We start from the raw sequence: 16060 nt of genomic DNA on the forward strand, positions 1-16060 counted from the left end.
CCCTTGGCGACGTTTTGTTGCCGGGGGTTTTTTTATTCCGACCGAGGAATGAGCAATGTGTTGGTCAACAACAACTAGGGGGCGTTCGGCACGAACTCAATGCAGTTTCGCACGAACTTGCCCCGGTTCGGCACGAACTTGCCTCAGTTTGGCATCAACTAAGGGGCGTTCGGCACGAACTCACCGCGGCTACCCACCAACACCCTTCAAACCATAAAAAAACACTCCCCAACGCCATGGGAAGTGCCTCGTTTAACCTATTCCTCTTCACGCTGCCCGATTTCAAATTCATTTTCGGACTTATGATAGATCTGGAAGCTGTCGATCAGCTTATTTAAATGCAATAGCTGGTCGTTGTAATCGATGATTTTGGAAACAAGAGGGAACAGGTGATACCAGACGTCGCACTTTTCCTCACACCCTTGATATTCCTCTTTATGAAGCATAAATTCATCAATGAACTGCTGTTTATTGAATAATTCCTCTTCGTACATTTCGGATGTATTGTGAAGCTTGATTTTCCCTATAAATTTAAGCAAAATCTGTTCATGCAGATTGACCAGGTGATCAAGCTCGGCTTTTAGATAATGCTGATAATCGCTTGGCATGTGGTGAAGCTCGTTTTCCAAACGATGCAGCATTTTCAATGTATGAAGCGCACGGTTGCTCGTCAAGATCAACTGCCGGAAAATGACAAGCTTACGAGCCTTCGAGCTTGCACTTTTACTTGTTGGGAAATACGTTCTTTCTTCTTTATATAGTAGGAATAACTGCTCTAATTTTGATAGTCGCTGGCGGAGCGTTTCAATGTCTGTTTTAAGTAGATTGTGTTCGGATGCGTGACGCATACTTATACGGATCCATTTTAAAATATCCTCGGTTGTTTCCTTCACTTTATAGTATAGCCTTGTTTCATACTTTGGTGGCAGGAAGATCAGGTTCACGAGAAATGCGCAAAGGATACCGATCATGACAGTGGAGAAGCGGATTAACGAGAATTCCAAAAAATTCTCGCCGGGGCTTTCCATGATCGCGATAACAGTCACCAATGCCAATGGAATGGTGTTTTCTATTTTCAACTTTAAATTGATTCCGATAACAAAAATTGCGGTCAATCCAATGATGAACGGGTCGTGTCCGAAGATCAAACCGAAAATGATTGCTAAAAAGGCTCCAATCAGATTTGCCTGCACGTGTTCAATAATGGATTGGTAGGACTTGTAGATTGATGGTTGGATAGCAAAGATCGCCGCAATTCCCGCAAAGAACGGGGTTGGTACGTCTAGCCATTGCGCTACGAACAATGCGAGCGTGATAGCTATACCGGTCTTGACTATTCTGGCACCAAGTTTCATGGTAAAGTAATTCCTTTCCTGTTCTTCCGAATAATATAACCTTCTTTAGTTCAGTTCAAACTTTATGTAAGATTTTCGGAAAATTTGATTGTGTCCCTAGAACACTAATGTACTATACACGGTTTCCATGTGTCCTGCAATAAGTTAATGGAAAATAAAAAAGCTCTTTTCGTAAAGTTTATTGCTTATGACCGTAAAAAATAGGCTTTTGGATTTTTTACCGAAATAAACTAAGCATTATTTAAAAAGTGAAGTACTATTACGATGAAAAGAGCACGATGTTAAGTAAAATTATGTGTTGATGTTGTATTCGTCAAAGCAACAATTTCTGAGAAAATCGCCATAAAAAAACAGATCGCCGAAAAAATCCAACGTTCTGTTTTTACTACCGATTTTATTCCAATGTGATAGGTTCTTCCGATCTAGAGTACCTGCTGAATTTCTTAACAAGACCAACAAGAGCTCGTATCGTGAACAGGGTGAAATTTACAGTTGCAAAAGTATGGAGGATGCTCCATTTTTTCCATTCAAACAGATCGGTCTTTTTCTCCATGAACCATTGCAGGATGCTCATAGGTACACTCCAAGTCAGACTTTTCAATAATATGTATGGAAGTTTATCATGATAGGTCTGCCTCACCCAAAAGATACTGAGTAAAGGAAAAAAAAATAGATCGTAAAGAATATTGGTGCTAAAGATTTTTGGCATAGGCCGTATCGGGTATTTTACTCTGCCTGTATTCACCACGTATGTATCAAGCAAAATAGAGATTACACCTTTGGAAAAGAAAACAATAAGCATTTCTTTATACTTGGGAGTTTTTACAGCAAAAGGGAAGAGGGAAACACATAATAATAATAGACCGCGAATCATCAATTTCTCCACTTGTATCAACCGCCTTAAATAAGTAATCTTTCTTACTATCCCATTCCAAGTGATGATTTATCCAAATGCTCAACAAAAATAGAAAAGGTCAGCACCAAATTGGTGACTGACCTCATCAAATTTATTATTCCGTCGAAACTGCCGGATCTGCCTGTTCTTTCATCGGATTCACTTGAAGGAAGTAGCTGCCTGGATCTTCGAGCATCTGCTTCACTTCATCTGCCTCCTCGAACTGCCCTTGCTTGAGCAGGGAATCATGGTAGATGGAGAGGAGCTCGGCTACATCTTTTTTACCTGTTACATTCAATGGTTCGATGCTTACCTTTGCCCCCTTGGCAATTCTGCGCTGTAGGGCATCTTTTGTTAAGCCCATTTCCGGCTGGTGGCGAAGATAGACGGCGCCGCCTGTCATACCGGCACAGATCCAAGGACCAGGGTCTCCCATGACAAGCCCACGGCCATTTGTCATATATTCAAAAGCAAAGCCTTTGATATTGGCGTTGACTCCAAGGTTACCGTGCTCTTTTGCTGGAATCGGCGTTGTCACTTTCCCGCCAATGATCATGTCGGCACCGGAAAGGCGGATTCCTGCACGGGCATCTGCATTCCCTTGAACCACAAGCGCGCCTTTTTGGGCGCCATAGCCAAAGCCTTTTCCGACAGAGCCGTTATAGAGGGTACCGTCCTTGCCTTTGTATTTAAAGACGGAAATGCTTCCGCCAAAGGCAGTTTTACCGATTCCATCCTGTGCGCCACCCTCGACAACGATGTTGATGCCGCTGGAGTTGTAGGCGCCAAGGCCGTTACCTGGAATCGATCCTTTTCTGTAGCTCAGCTCCACATCCGGAAGCTGCAGGTAGGAGCCGTCCAAGCGACCTCGGACACGGTGGCAGGAAACTCTGCTGCCAAGTACGCGCTGCTCTGCTGTTACAGCGTCAAACTGTCTGGATTGGTGCAGCTGATCCTCTTGATAATCGAGGTACTCTGCTCCAGCAGCAACCAACAGCTTTTCTTTTTCCATGCTTGCTGCGACTTCTTTTTGTGCCATCTGCGGTACATTCAATGTGTGCAGAAGGTTAGATAAGTCGAGTGCTTCTGTTCCACGTACCTGCTCAAGCAGGTCGGAGCGGCCCACAATATCCTGCAGGTTGTTGAAGCCGAGTGAACCTGTCAGTGCTTTCAGCTCGTCGCCAAAGGCAGTGAAAAGGTTCATCAGCCCTTGTACTGCAAGATCGGATTGGCGTGGTACGAAGCGGCGCAGGCCATGATCCTTTGCCTGTGCTTCCGTTTCAATCTGAGTCGCAATCCCGACGTGGCATGTATCCAGATGACAGCCGCGGCAAGTCGTACAGCCGATGGCAATCATGGAAAGGGTGCCGAAGCCGATGCGGTTTGCACCAAGCAGCATTACTTTCATGACATCAAGTGCACTCTTGATTCCACCGTCCGCCCAGATTTCCACTTTGTTACGCAAGCCGGATTCGATTAACGCATTGTGCGCTGCCTTTACGCCGATTTCCACAGGAAGACCAACATACTGCAGGGCGTGAATTCTCGCAGCACCTGTTCCTCCGTCAAAACCGCTGATCGTAATAATGTCTGCACCTGCTTTTGCGATACCGACTGCGATTGTTCCAATGTTCGGCACAACAGGAACTTTTACAGCGACCTTCGCCTGGTCATTGGCAGTCTTCAATTCGGCGATCATCTGTGCCAAATCTTCTATTGAATAGATGTCATGGTTATTCGATGGCGAGATCAGGTCGGAACCGATTGTTGCATTACGTGCCTCTGCGATTTTCGCCGTTACTTTTGATCCTGGCAAGTGTCCGCCCTCACCAGGCTTTGCCCCTTGACCTATTTTTATCTCCAGAAGGTTCGAGGAGTTCAGGAGCTCCGCATTGACACCGAAACGCCCGGATGCGACCTGTTGTCCGCGGGTTTTCGGATATTTACCCAGCATATCCTTGATTTCCCCGCCTTCTCCATTGAGGCTGATCATATTCAATCGATCCGCCGCTTCGGCATAGGCTCTGAAAGCCACCTCATTTTGTGAACCGAATGACATCGATGCAATCACAAATGGCAGACTATGTGCACCCACCCCGATATTCACCTTTTCCTTAGGCAGTTTTTTATCGGATACCTTCAAGTCGGTAAGATGACGGATGGTAATGGGATTGGTTGTTTCCTGTTCGTTCAGCTTTTCGCGATAGTCATCGTAGGTCCCATTTTTTGCAACATCCCCAATTGCCTTCCAGATACGAGGGAAGAGGTGGAACGATTTGCCAGGGCGTGATTTCTCGTCTTCAAATTCCTTTGCACGCTCTATTGCATCTTCTTTCATTTTTGCAAAATTGTAGCCAAGCTGATCGGAGCCGAGGAAGTTGACGATTCCTAAAGCTTTTTCCAACTCCACATGTAAGCCGATCGCGGAGAACAGACGGCCATAGCCGCGCAGCTCATGAATTCCAATGGTGGAAATGACCTTTTCCATTCCTTTTGTTAAAGCCTGGAATAGATTCACGACTGGAGTGGCTGTTTCATCACTTACCGTTCCGAATAGGAGGTAAGGGCTGATCGCGTTTGCTCCCAGTCCCAAGGCCACCATCACATCATGCAGGGAGCGGATGGCACCTGAGCGAAGAACGAGTGCACATTGGCGGCGGAATTGCTGATCTACCAGCTCCTGGTTCACGACAGCAGTTACAAGATGAGGATCGAGCCATAACTGGCCATCCTTATGCGCCTGAGCGTCGTCGATTACAAGAAGCGTCTTTCCGTTTTTCACCGCATCGACTGCTTCTGATTTAAGACGAACTAAAGCAGAGGAGATCTCTTCGCCATCCAAACAGGTTGCATTTAGATAATAGGTTAATTTTCTGGTCTGGAACTGGTGCACAACCTGGTCATAGGATGGCTGCTCCAAGGCATGCACGCAATCTGCGCCAACCTGTCCTTCGATCATTAATGGAGAGAGAAGCTCCAATGTATAATCGTTCGGTACCTCGTCATCTTTTCGTAAAAGGGGTCTTGCACCAAGGACCGTTCTGGTGGAGAAGTGTTCCGTCTCACGATCACGATCTATGGCAGGGTTTGTGACAACAGCCACACTTTCCTTGATAAAGTCTGCTATATTGTTTCTACCAGGGTTCATCGCAGCAAGTGGCACATCATGTCCGAGGGAACGGATCGGTTCTGCACCTTTTTCCGCCATCTGTTCCACAAGCTGAATATGCTCGCGATCCCAGCCGAATGCAGCGTAATGTCCGTTATGGACCTTTGGAAGCGGAGAAACAGTGACAATCGGCTCCAATTGTGGTGTCTGCAATCTTGCGGCAAAATTTTTCACTTCAAACTTATCGCTGAAGCGTGTGTAGACTTCCTCCTGGTAGGCGTGATAGTCATACACCTTGATTTCTTCACCATGCCACTTCATCCCGACCTTTTCCCCGGGGGAGAAAGGCTTCGGTTCAGCTGTATACTCGCTGGTTGGAATAATCCCAGGTTCTGATGAGAAATAATAGGAAGTTTCGGTCTGAAGCATCCAGAGAGGACGCAATCCCAGAGCATCGAGTCCGAATACCGCCTCATCCTTGTTGCGGGAAATGATCCCGGCAGGTCCTTGGGAGAAGTGCCCCCATGTTTCACGGATGTAGGCATACAGGTTCTGTAGGTGGGATGGATAGCTCTTGATTTCATTAATGATTGGTGGAAACACAATATCCAGCGCTTCGAAGAGGGTAAAGCCGTCTCTGGCAATCAATGTTTCAATCGTTCTATTTAAATCCTGTGAATCACTTCCGCCTTTTGTGAGAGGGACGTCAAGCATGGTTGCCTCGTCACGAAGCTTTGCAATCGTGTTGATTTCTCCGTTGTGGCCAAGGACGCTAAATGGCTGCACACGAAAAAAGTTCGAAAGTGTATTGGTGGAATAGCGGTTATGCCCAAGCGTCATCGAGGACGCAACCAACGGGTTGGCAAGGTCATGGTAAAACTTCGGTAGAATATCCCCGGCACCCATTACCTTGTAGACGGCATGGTAGTTTGATAGGGAAGCAACATGAACATCATCATTTTTCTCGATATCAATGGCACATTGGAAAAGCTGTTCCTGTGTGCATACTTCTTTTGTAGAAACGGCTGCCACCTGCCAAAATACCGGATCCTGGATAACGGCAATCGGACCAAGAGCTTCGGAGGAAGTCACGGTGTCGGATGAAAAGACCAGTTTGAAAGACTCTTTTTCCAATAGACTGGTAATCTCGTTTTTGACTGCATCCACATCCACGTGGTGGTTAATAAAAAAGTGGCCAACAATGAAATCTTCTCTGTCTGCGAGAGAAGGATCCTGGTCACTTTTTTCTAGCTTCTGTTTCCACAAGTCGCGTGGGATATCGATGTGAATGCCTACACCGTCACCTTCACCATTAATGAAACCGGCACGGTGGTTCATCTTCACTAGTGCATCTATGCAATCATCGATATTTTTCTTTGTAGGGATTTTTTTCTTTTCGATAGCGGATACGATCCCACATGCATCATGCTCGGCATTGTGAAAATCTTTGAATGTACTTGGACTCCAATTTGTCATAATTACTTGGCTGTAAACTAGGGATATAAGAGGGGACCCTAACTAGCCATTCACCTCCTGTAGTATATAGTAGAAATGCGGGAGCGCAATTGCAATGCGCTGATTAGGTTGCGGTTGTCTAATATTCCGAATGGACATATATTTGTCAAAAAAGGGAATTTTCAGACTTTAATCTATATACTATCACTTCCTTACGGAAAAATCAATTTTTTATACAAAGAAGGGGAGGGGAGGCCTAGTTTTGATGATTGAAAAAAGCGCTTATTTGTAAGCGTTTTCAATAGTTTTCGTAAAAAAAGAGGAGTGTTCTTGTACACTCCTCGATGTATATTTATGCATTCGCCAATTCCTTGAATGCGTGCTCGACTGCATCAAGAGTAACCGCAACATCCTCTGTTGTATGGGCAGTTGTCACAAACCATGCCTCATATTTCGAAGGTGCCAGGTTGATGCCCTTGTTCAGCATCAGCTTGAAGAACTTCGCGAATTTCTCGCCATCAGTGTTCTCTGCCTGTTCATAATTCACGACTTTTTCATCAGTAAAGTAGATGGTAAGTGCACCTTTTAAGCGGTTGATGGTAATGGTGATCCCGTATTTTTCCGCTCGCGCAAGAATTCCTTTTTCCAACAGGCTTCCGATATGATCAAGATGCTCATACACGCCCTCCTGCTTCAGGACCTCCAGGCATGCAATTCCGGAAAGGATGGAGGCAGGGTTGCCGGCCATTGTTCCTGCCTGATACGCAGGACCGAGCGGTGCTACCTTTTCCATGATTTCTTTTCGTCCGCCGTATGCCCCGATAGGAAGTCCGCCGCCGATGATTTTGCCAAGTGCAGTCAAGTCAGGTTTCACTCCGAGCATATCCTGTGCACCACCATACATGAAACGGAAAGCTGTAATGACTTCATCATAGATGACAAGCGCACCAGCTTCATGTGTCAGTTCATTGACCTGCTCAAGGAAGCCTGGCATCGGCTCCACGATCCCGAAATTGCCGACAATCGGTTCCACAAGAACTGCTGCGATCTGGTCGCCCCATTTAGCTAGCGCTTCCTTATATGGCTCAATATCATTGAATGGAACCGTGATCACTTCGTTTGCGATGCTTTTAGGGACACCAGCGGAATCCGGTGTACCTAGAGTAGAGGGGCCAGACCCCGCTGCAACCAGTACAAGATCAGAATGCCCGTGATAGCAGCCTGCAAATTTAATGATTTTATCACGCCCTGTATATGCACGTGCAACGCGGATCGTTGTCATGACGGCCTCGGTTCCGGAGTTGACAAAGCGGACCTTGTCCATTGCAGGCATCGCTTCCTTAAGCATTTTGGCGAACTTTACTTCATGGGGAGTCGGAGTTCCGAAGAGGACCCCGTTCTTCGCCGCGCGTCCGATTGCTTCGGTGATATGCGGATGCGCATGACCGGTAATGATAGGTCCGTATGCAGCGAGATAATCGATGTATTTATTGCCGTCCACATCCCAGAAATAGGCGCCTTCGCCTCGCTCCATGACAACAGGAGCCCCGCCTCCCACTGCCTTATAGGATCTTGATGGGCTGTTTACCCCGCCGACGATATGCTTCAATGCTTCTTCATGTATTTGTTCTGATTTTGTGTAATTCATATGTATCCTCCTAAGCTTCAAATACGCATAATACGTTATTCTAACATGAAAAAGAGCTTCTATAAAATTTCCTCCCACTCTATAAATAAATTTAAAAAGCATACCTCCACATCCGTTGCGTATATTGTAATGATGGCATGTCCGCAAATTGGGGGAGTAGGATGCTCTATTTATTGGTGATTCTCTTTATTTTTGTTGCAATCAGCATAAGCTTTTCGAATGTTTTCGCTTCCGACAGCAGAAGTATGCCTTATGTGTCCAAGGAAACACTGCTTCTGTTACTTCTGATTTATTTTACTTTGCTCATTTCATTTGGACTTTTATATACAGTGCTGCATATCGAAGGAATTCCGGTCCTGGTGGAAAATGGGGTCGAGCTGACTGGGGACTACTTTACGATTTTTACTCATTCCGTCTATTTCAGTGCGGTGACGATATTGACGGTGGGGTACGGGGACGTCACACCAATCGGAATAGGGCGTGTCATCGCGATGGCGGAAGCACTGATCGGCTTTGTGATGCCGGCAGCATTTGTTGTTCGCGTGGTGCTGCATATGGACGGAAGGGAGGCGAAGAAGAAATGATACATTCGTGGCCGTACAGGAGTAGGTAGAGAGTTTCGGATGGCTGAAAAGTTGAAAAGGGCTATGGAATTCGATACGCTACTATTACATAGAAGAATTATATCAAGGAGGACGAATTTATATGACAGTGGAAACAGGGAAAAAAGCACCTGACTTTTCTTTGCTCGCCAATACAGGACAAGAAATCAAGTTATCCGATTACAAGGGGAAGAATATAGTCCTTTATTTTTACCCGAAGGACATGACGCCCGGGTGTACAACGCAGGCATGTGATTTCCGGGACAAGCATGAAGATTTCTCCGAATTGGATACAGTCATACTGGGAGTAAGCCCAGATCCGCAGGCCAAGCACGAAAAGTTTATCGAAAAGCACGGTCTGCCGTTTTTGCTGCTTGTCGATGAGGACCACAAGGTTGCTGAGCTTTTTGAAGTATGGAAGTTAAAGAAGAATTTTGGAAAAGAATATATGGGAATCGAGCGTAGCACTTTCATCATTGACAAAGAAGGCCAGCTTGCTAAGGAATGGAGAAAAGTAAAGGTGAAGGGGCACGTGGAGGAAGCGTTGACCTATATTAAGGAAAACCTGAACTGAGTTTAGCCTATTTTTTCATAAATAAGGCAAACGTCTAATTCCAACAGGCTGTCCTCGGAGTACCTTATAGTGTAGGGCATACCTCCTCAAAAGTTGACGTGTATAGAGAGTGCAAGCGATCATAGCTTGCACTCCTTTTTTTGTTGGTTTTTTTAATCGTCAGGCATGTGTTTGTGAATGCACAAATGTGTCTGTGGAAATTGTCGAAATGTGCGGTTTATCAATATGCGGTGCGTTTTCGTGGATATATGGGAGAAACCGTTGATATATCTTTATTTTCGTTGATATCCGGTCCCAATTCGTTGATATATGGAAATTTTCGTGGATATATCAATTTTACGAGGAAGATTTCCACCCGTATTGAATCGGCACTGAGATGGTGATTTGACAAACATACTAATTATTTCTAAAATTGGTTATTTTCCGCGATTTCCAAGAACCCTTCCATCCGTAAAAGAAATTTATTATACTGAAATCTGGTTTTTATTCATCGTTTTTTGAAAATTTGCTAGATTGAGAAAGGGGTATCACACAATGGAATCAACAACAAAGAAACGTGGATTTGTTATGCGTGCGTTGGATATGATCGAACGTGCCGGTAACAAGCTTCCACACCCGGTAACATTATTCGCCATCTTTGCGCTTATGATCATTGTGCTTTCCGGCGTATTTTCCGCCATGGGTGTACAAGTAGATGATCCGGTAAACGAAGGCGAGGTTCTACAGGTTAAGAACTTACTTAGCGCTGAAGGAATCAAGTATATTTTTGAAAGTGCCGTAACCAACTTTACAGGATTTGCTCCGCTTGGAACGGTTCTTGTAACAATGATCGGTATCGGACTTGCTGAAAGATCAGGACTGATCAGCGCAGGATTGCGAGGGCTTGTAACGTCTGTACCTAGACAGCTTATGACTGCTGCTCTTGTATTCGGTGGTATCATGTCTTCCATGGCTGCAGATGCAGGTTATGTTGTATTGACTCCGCTTGGGGCTGTTCTTTTTGCCGGCCTTGGGCGTCATCCTTTAGCTGGTTTAGCTGCAGCATTTGCCGGGGTTTCCGCTGGATTCAGTGCGAACCTTCTTTTGACTTCCCTGGATCCACTATTAGGATCACTTACACAAGAAGCAGCTGCTACAGTTAACCCAGAGTACGCGGAAAACATGAACTATATGATGAACTTCTACTTCATGTTCATTTCCGTGTTTGTGCTTACTATTGTAGGTACATTTGTAACAGACAAGATTGTCGAGCCGCGCCTTGGCGAATACAAAGGTGCATACCAAGGTGATGTCAACTATCTGAAACCTGAAGAAAAGAAAGGTTTATGGGCTGCACTTTTTGCTTTTGTAGCAACTATTGCAGTATTGGCATTATTGGTTGTTCCGTCTTGGGGACCATTACGTGGTGATGGAACTATTCTTGAAGCGCCATTCTTCCACACGCTAGTACCAGTCATTCTTATCATGTTCTTTATTCCAGGTCTTGTTTATGGATTGATTACAAAATCGATCAAGAATGACAAGGATGTAGCAAACCAAATGTCCGACACGATGGCAACAATGGGTGCTTATATCGTGCTTGCCTTCGTAGCAGGTCAATTTGTCGCTTACTTCAATGAAACAAAGCTGGGAATCGTCCTTGCTGTAAACGGTGCGGAACTGATTCAAAGTCTTGGCTTTGATAGCGAAAATAAATTTATGGGTATTCTCCTTATCCTTGCATTCATCGTCGTAACAGGATTCATTAACCTGTTCATTGGTAGTGCATCAGCAAAATGGGCGATCATGGCACCGGTATTCGTACCGATGATGATGGGTCTTGGCTATTCACCTGAGCTGACTCAATTGGCTTATCGTGTAGCTGACTCTACAACAAACATCATTTCACCTTTGATGCCTTACTTTGCAATCGTGATCGCGTTCGCGCAGAAATACGATAAAAAAGTGGGAATCGGAACATTGATTTCTACAATGATTCCATACTCTGTGTTCTTTACCATCGTATGGGTGGCAATGCTGATCATCTGGATGCTGACAGGTCTTCCAATTGGACCGAACGCTCCGATTGACTATGTAGGATAAAATAAATCAAAAACCGCTTGCTTGTCTTTGGACATGCAGGCGGTTTTTTGTTTATATAAAAGAAAAGCACTTTTTTATGGAGGATGGAGACATGCTAGTTGTATCCACATTTGTACCAGAACAACAGGAGCTGATTGAGAGGTTGGAAAACCGATTTCCTGCTGTCACCTTTTCTTTTTATGAAAATATAGATCTAGTCCCTTCCAAGGATTGGGCTTCCGCCGAAGTATTGATAACCTACGGGGAGGATATGGCTCCGCACCATATTCACGAAGCTTCCGCCCTCAAATGGATCATGGTCACTTCAGCCGGAATGGAACTCATGCCTCTTAAAGAATTGGACGAACGAAACATATTGGTGACCAATGCAAAAGGCATACATAAAATACCGATGGCTGAGTATACCTTATCCATGATGCTTCAAACTGCACGCAGCACCAAAAAGCTGATTGAAAATGAAGCGATAGGAAAATGGGATCGGAACACACCGATATCCGAACTCCATGGAAGGACAATAGCGATATTGGGTGCCGGGGCCATCGGCGGAGAAATTGCCCGATTGGCATCCGCCTTTTCCATGCGAACCCTAGGCGTAAATAGCAGTGGCCGTTCTGTTCCGTTCATAGATGAAATGTACACCTTGACCGAGCTTGAAGTTGTGTTGCCTCAAGCCGACTTTGTCGTCAGCGTGCTGCCCAGCACAACAGAAACGAAAAGAATCCTTCAAGATAAGCACTTTTCCATGATGAAAAATAGTGCAGTATTTCTTAACGTCGGTCGTGGAGATCTAGTGGACGAAGACGTGTTGATACATGCATTAGAAAGTGGTGAAATAGCACATGCCATCCTTGATGTATTTGAAGTGGAGCCATTGCCGCAGGACCACCCTTTCTGGAAGATGGAAAATGTAACCGTTACACCTCACTTATCAAGCAGAACAAAAGGCTATCAGACGCGTGCACTTGAAATATTCGAGCATAACTTACATGTGTTTTTGCATAGTGGTTCCGATTATCAAAACATAATTGATGTGAAAAGGGGATACTAAACATGAAAATCTACACGAAAACCGGTGACAAAGGGCAGACCTCTCTAGTATATGGACAGCGAGTGGACAAAAATCACGACAGAGTGGAAGCCTACGGTACTTGCGATGAAGCGAACTCCATGATTGGATTGGCAGTCTCTTATTTAAGGGAGGAAAAATTCGATAAGAAGGATGAACTGCTTCAATCATTCCAAACGATTCAAACCATCTTATTCCATGTTGGAGCGGAGCTTGCTACACCATCAGGGAAGGAAGTTCGCTGGAAGCTGAAAGAGGAACATGTTGCGAAGCTCGAAGAAGAGCTGGATGTGTTGGATGCTACACTGCCGTCACTAAAAAACTTCATTTTGCCTGGTGGAACAAAAGCCGGTGCTGCCCTGCATTGTGCAAGAACCATCGTAAGAAGAGCTGAGAGATCGGCGGTCAGCCTGAGTGGAGAGCTTTCCCCGAATGTCCTTGCCTATCTGAATCGTCTTTCCGACTACCTTTTTGTGGTTGCAAGGTACGTCAATAACCAGTTGAAACAGGAAGAACCTATACTAAAACCTGAGTTGTCATAATAACAATAGTATAGAAGGAGATTGACAAAAAGATGAATTCCGAGGTACACTAATTATAAATATTATAAAGTAAGAATCTTTATGAAAAGTGAGGTGCATGACTGTGGCAAACGAACAATTAAAGGAAGCGCTCGAGACATTGAAGCAAACTGGAGTTCGAATCACTCCACAGCGTCATGCGATTTTAGAGTATCTTATTCAATCTATGTCTCACCCAACAGCTGATGATATATATAAGGCACTTGAAGGGAAATTCCCTAACATGAGTGTCGCTACCGTTTATAACAATTTACGCGTGTTTCGTGAGGTTGGTTTGGTAAAAGAACTAACATACGGAGATAACTCTAGTCGTTTCGATTATGTGACAACCGATCACTACCATCTGATCTGTGATGACTGCGGCAAGATTGTCGATTTTCACTATCCGGGTCTCGATGAAGTGGAAGCTCTTGCGGCCCACGTAACAGGATTCAAGGTAAGTCGCCATCGAATGGAGATTTACGGTGTATGTCCTGAATGCGATAAAGGCGCGCATTAAAGCTGATTTTCAACTAAATAAAAATAGCTGATAGGAATCCCTATCAGCTTTCTTTTTTGTGGTTATAGCTTTCGTCAAACTCCTTACCAGCCAGGCTCGGATCCATCGTAAGCGGCTCGTTGCAAAACATGCACATATCCACTCTTCCAAGTACTTTGGTAACCTTCCCGCAACTCGGACAAACTACTTGGACCGCCTTTGTCGAAATGATACCGATCCATAAATATACTGCGGTTGAACCAATAATACATAATAAGCCCAGAATCATAAACAAAGTCATCACAAGCATATTCGTTTTAAAGAAAATCCCGATATACATGACGAAAAATCCGATGAAAACAAGGCTTAATGCGAAGGTTCTAATTCTATTTATTTTATTGGAATATTTACCTGCCATCTACATAACCTCCTAAATCACTATAATATCACAAAAAAGGACAAAAAGTAGATGGCAACCTTCTACATATATCCAACAGATTTATGACAATGCAGTTAACAGAAAGTTCTGGATTACATTTATATAGAAGGTTTTTTATAAAAAGTGTCGAATAGTAGGGGGAAACTCTTATTAAATGGAGGTCTAATCATGGAAGATTTACTTCGTCCCATATACCAAGAACGTGCAAGCCAAGCGAATACTCAAGGAATCTTAATGATAGAAAAGAAAAACCCAATCAGTCCCAATACAGATAAATTTGATGTCATCCTTTTCATGATCGTCCGTGAGCAAGAGGTTCCTTTGTTTGTAAAGCACTATGAAATGCAAGATAAAAAGGCTGCCCTCTATATAGCCACGAGTGAACAACTTCACGAATGGATTACCATTGGAACCAACCGTCGTGTGATAGACTGGATCATCAATGGTAAGGTCCTGTTTGACCGAAATGAATATATCCATCTACTTCGCGGCAAGCTTCTTGATTTTCCCTTAGAGGATAGAAAATTGAAAATCGGCATCGAATTTTCAAAACTGATCAGAAGATATCTGGAAGGGAAGGATTTCTTTGATTCCAAGCACTACCTGGATGCCTATAACCATATCGTGCATTCCTTGCATCATCTCGCAAGGCTTGCAGTAATCGATCATGGTTTCCATCCGGAGCTTACTGTCTGGAGCCAGGTTAAAAAAATCGAGCCGGAAATATATAAACTATATGAAGAATTAATAGCAGGAGAGGAACCAATTGATAAAAGGCTGGAGCTTCTTTTCCTGGCAAGTGAGTTTCTTATCTATTCCAGAACCAAAACAGGGGCCAAGCACCTGTTTGAGGCAATGGTTGAAAAAGAGGACTCCTGGTCCTACCATGAGCTGTTGCATCATCCCGAGCTTTCCAAGTACTCTGTAGATCTAAGTGTTCTTGTTGGCTATCTGGTTGAAAAAGGGTACATCGAAGTAGAACAGGTCGAAACGAAGGGCAAGGGCGTGTACCACCGAAAATATAAGGTAGTAGGATAATGATATAGTTATTCCAAGCTAAGAACTCCAGAAGTACCACTTATTGAGCACATATTATAAAATGGAGAATACTTCTGGAGTTTCACTGTGAAAAGGGGCTCTGAAAAATTATTTTAAAAAAGTTTAAAAGTGTTATTGACGGGTATAAAGAATCCATGTTATATTAGTATTCGTCGCCGCAAGAGAAAACATCTTGCGAGACACACGAAAGAAAAAAAGTTAAAAAACATGTTGACTTAAAATGATCAAACATGTTATATTAATAAAGTCGCTTCTGAGCGATTAACTGATTGAAATGATCTTTGAAAACTAAACAAAACAACAGCGTCCACGTTAATCTTATAGGGATTAACAAAGAACGAAAAAGTAACATAAGCTAGTCAACATTTGAGCATAAGCTCAAACTCTTTATTGGAGAGTTTGATCCTGGCTCAGGATGAACGCTGGCGGCGTGCCTAATACATGCAAGTCGAGCGGACTTACAAAAGCTTGCTTTTGTAAGTTAGCGGCGGACGGGTGAGTAACACGTGGGCAACCTGCCCTTGAGACTGGGATAACTTCGGGAAACCGGAGCTAATACCGGATAATATAAGGAACCTCCTGGTTCCTTATTGAAAGATGGTTTCGGCTATCACTTAAGGATGGGCCCGCGGCGCATTAGCTAGTTGGTGAGGTAACGGCTCACCAAGGCGACGATGCGTAGCCGACCTGAGAGGGTGATCGGCCACACTGGGACTG

Annotated in this window: 12 protein-coding genes and 1 rRNA gene; 8 read left to right on the top strand and 5 right to left on the bottom strand. The window is 44.3% G+C overall.

Annotated elements, in window-relative coordinates:
• Window positions 1-257 precede the first annotated feature (257 nt).
• The 4 genes from ACQCT5_RS03505 to ACQCT5_RS03520 form a co-directional block, all read right to left on the bottom strand.
• Window positions 258-1355, bottom strand: a complete 1098-nt coding sequence (locus ACQCT5_RS03505; protein ID WP_499639034.1) for an FUSC family protein — start codon at window positions 1353-1355, stop codon at window positions 258-260.
• 394 nt (window positions 1356-1749) lie between these two features.
• Window positions 1750-2241 (bottom strand): CBO0543 family protein, encoded by a 492-nt coding sequence (locus ACQCT5_RS03510; protein ID WP_499639036.1) that lies wholly within the window; start codon window positions 2239-2241, stop codon window positions 1750-1752.
• A gap of 124 nt (window positions 2242-2365) precedes the next feature.
• Window positions 2366-6835, bottom strand: coding sequence for a glutamate synthase-related protein (locus ACQCT5_RS03515; RefSeq protein WP_499639038.1), 4470 nt, complete (start codon window positions 6833-6835; stop codon window positions 2366-2368).
• 331 nt (window positions 6836-7166) lie between these two features.
• Window positions 7167-8462: a glutamate-1-semialdehyde 2,1-aminomutase gene (locus tag ACQCT5_RS03520; RefSeq protein ID WP_499639040.1), complete on the bottom strand. Its 1296-nt coding sequence runs from the start codon at window positions 8460-8462 to the stop codon at window positions 7167-7169.
• A 161-nt stretch (window positions 8463-8623) separates the two neighbouring features.
• On the opposite strand from ACQCT5_RS03520, the gene ACQCT5_RS03525 reads away from it, so the two are divergent.
• From ACQCT5_RS03525 to perR, 6 genes are all read left to right on the top strand, one after another.
• Window positions 8624-9046, top strand: coding sequence for a potassium channel family protein (locus ACQCT5_RS03525; protein WP_499639042.1), 423 nt, complete (start codon window positions 8624-8626; stop codon window positions 9044-9046).
• A 121-nt stretch (window positions 9047-9167) separates the two neighbouring features.
• On the top strand, window positions 9168-9638 hold the full coding sequence (gene bcp, locus ACQCT5_RS03530; RefSeq protein WP_499639044.1) for a thioredoxin-dependent thiol peroxidase: 471 nt from the start codon (window positions 9168-9170) through the stop codon (window positions 9636-9638).
• A gap of 534 nt (window positions 9639-10172) precedes the next feature.
• Window positions 10173-11720, top strand: coding sequence for an AbgT family transporter (locus ACQCT5_RS03535; protein WP_499639046.1), 1548 nt, complete (start codon window positions 10173-10175; stop codon window positions 11718-11720).
• Window positions 11721-11811: 91 nt separating this feature from the next.
• A complete protein-coding gene (locus ACQCT5_RS03540; RefSeq protein WP_499639048.1) occupies window positions 11812-12768 on the top strand; it encodes a D-2-hydroxyacid dehydrogenase in 957 nt (318 codons plus the stop codon).
• 2 nt (window positions 12769-12770) lie between these two features.
• The gene (locus ACQCT5_RS03545) at window positions 12771-13328 is read left to right on the top strand and encodes a cob(I)yrinic acid a,c-diamide adenosyltransferase (protein WP_499639050.1); all 558 of its coding nucleotides are present in this window, start codon (window positions 12771-12773) and stop codon (window positions 13326-13328) included.
• A 103-nt stretch (window positions 13329-13431) separates the two neighbouring features.
• A complete protein-coding gene (gene perR, locus ACQCT5_RS03550) occupies window positions 13432-13866 on the top strand; it encodes a peroxide-responsive transcriptional repressor PerR (RefSeq protein ID WP_204415488.1) in 435 nt (144 codons plus the stop codon).
• A 43-nt stretch (window positions 13867-13909) separates the two neighbouring features.
• On the opposite strand, the gene ACQCT5_RS03555 is transcribed toward perR, so the two are convergent.
• Entirely contained in the window at window positions 13910-14263 is a 354-nt protein-coding gene (locus tag ACQCT5_RS03555; protein WP_499639052.1) for a YgzB family protein, read from the bottom strand.
• Window positions 14264-14452: 189 nt separating this feature from the next.
• Between ACQCT5_RS03555 and ACQCT5_RS03560 the strand changes: the two genes are divergently transcribed.
• Both ACQCT5_RS03560 and ACQCT5_RS03565 read left to right on the top strand, forming a co-directional pair.
• The gene (locus ACQCT5_RS03560) at window positions 14453-15322 is read left to right on the top strand and encodes a nucleotidyltransferase-like protein (protein WP_499639054.1); all 870 of its coding nucleotides are present in this window, start codon (window positions 14453-14455) and stop codon (window positions 15320-15322) included.
• 408 nt (window positions 15323-15730) lie between these two features.
• Window positions 15731-16060 (top strand): 16S ribosomal RNA (locus ACQCT5_RS03565); the annotation flags it as partial.

Source organism: Sutcliffiella halmapala, from assembly GCF_050107295.1.
GTDB classification, from domain to species: Bacteria; Bacillota; Bacilli; order Bacillales; family Bacillaceae_I; genus Sutcliffiella_A; species Sutcliffiella_A halmapala_A.

Excerpts from the sequence above, each read along its gene's own strand:
- ACQCT5_RS03535 (WP_499639046.1), top strand. The coding sequence starts at position 10,173 with ATGGAATCAACAACAAAGAAACGTGGATTTGTTATGCGTGCGTTGGAT.
- ACQCT5_RS03555 (WP_499639052.1), bottom strand. The coding sequence starts at position 14,263 with ATGGCAGGTAAATATTCCAATAAAATAAATAGAATTAGAACCTTCGCA.
- ACQCT5_RS03525 (WP_499639042.1), top strand. The coding sequence starts at position 8,624 with ATGCTCTATTTATTGGTGATTCTCTTTATTTTTGTTGCAATCAGCATA.
- ACQCT5_RS03515 (WP_499639038.1), bottom strand. The coding sequence starts at position 6,835 with ATGACAAATTGGAGTCCAAGTACATTCAAAGATTTTCACAATGCCGAG.
- ACQCT5_RS03540 (WP_499639048.1), top strand. The coding sequence starts at position 11,812 with ATGCTAGTTGTATCCACATTTGTACCAGAACAACAGGAGCTGATTGAG.
- bcp (WP_499639044.1), top strand. The coding sequence starts at position 9,168 with ATGACAGTGGAAACAGGGAAAAAAGCACCTGACTTTTCTTTGCTCGCC.
- ACQCT5_RS03505 (WP_499639034.1), bottom strand. The coding sequence starts at position 1,355 with ATGAAACTTGGTGCCAGAATAGTCAAGACCGGTATAGCTATCACGCTC.
- ACQCT5_RS03520 (WP_499639040.1), bottom strand. The coding sequence starts at position 8,462 with ATGAATTACACAAAATCAGAACAAATACATGAAGAAGCATTGAAGCAT.
- ACQCT5_RS03545 (WP_499639050.1), top strand. The coding sequence starts at position 12,771 with ATGAAAATCTACACGAAAACCGGTGACAAAGGGCAGACCTCTCTAGTA.
- ACQCT5_RS03560 (WP_499639054.1), top strand. The coding sequence starts at position 14,453 with ATGGAAGATTTACTTCGTCCCATATACCAAGAACGTGCAAGCCAAGCG.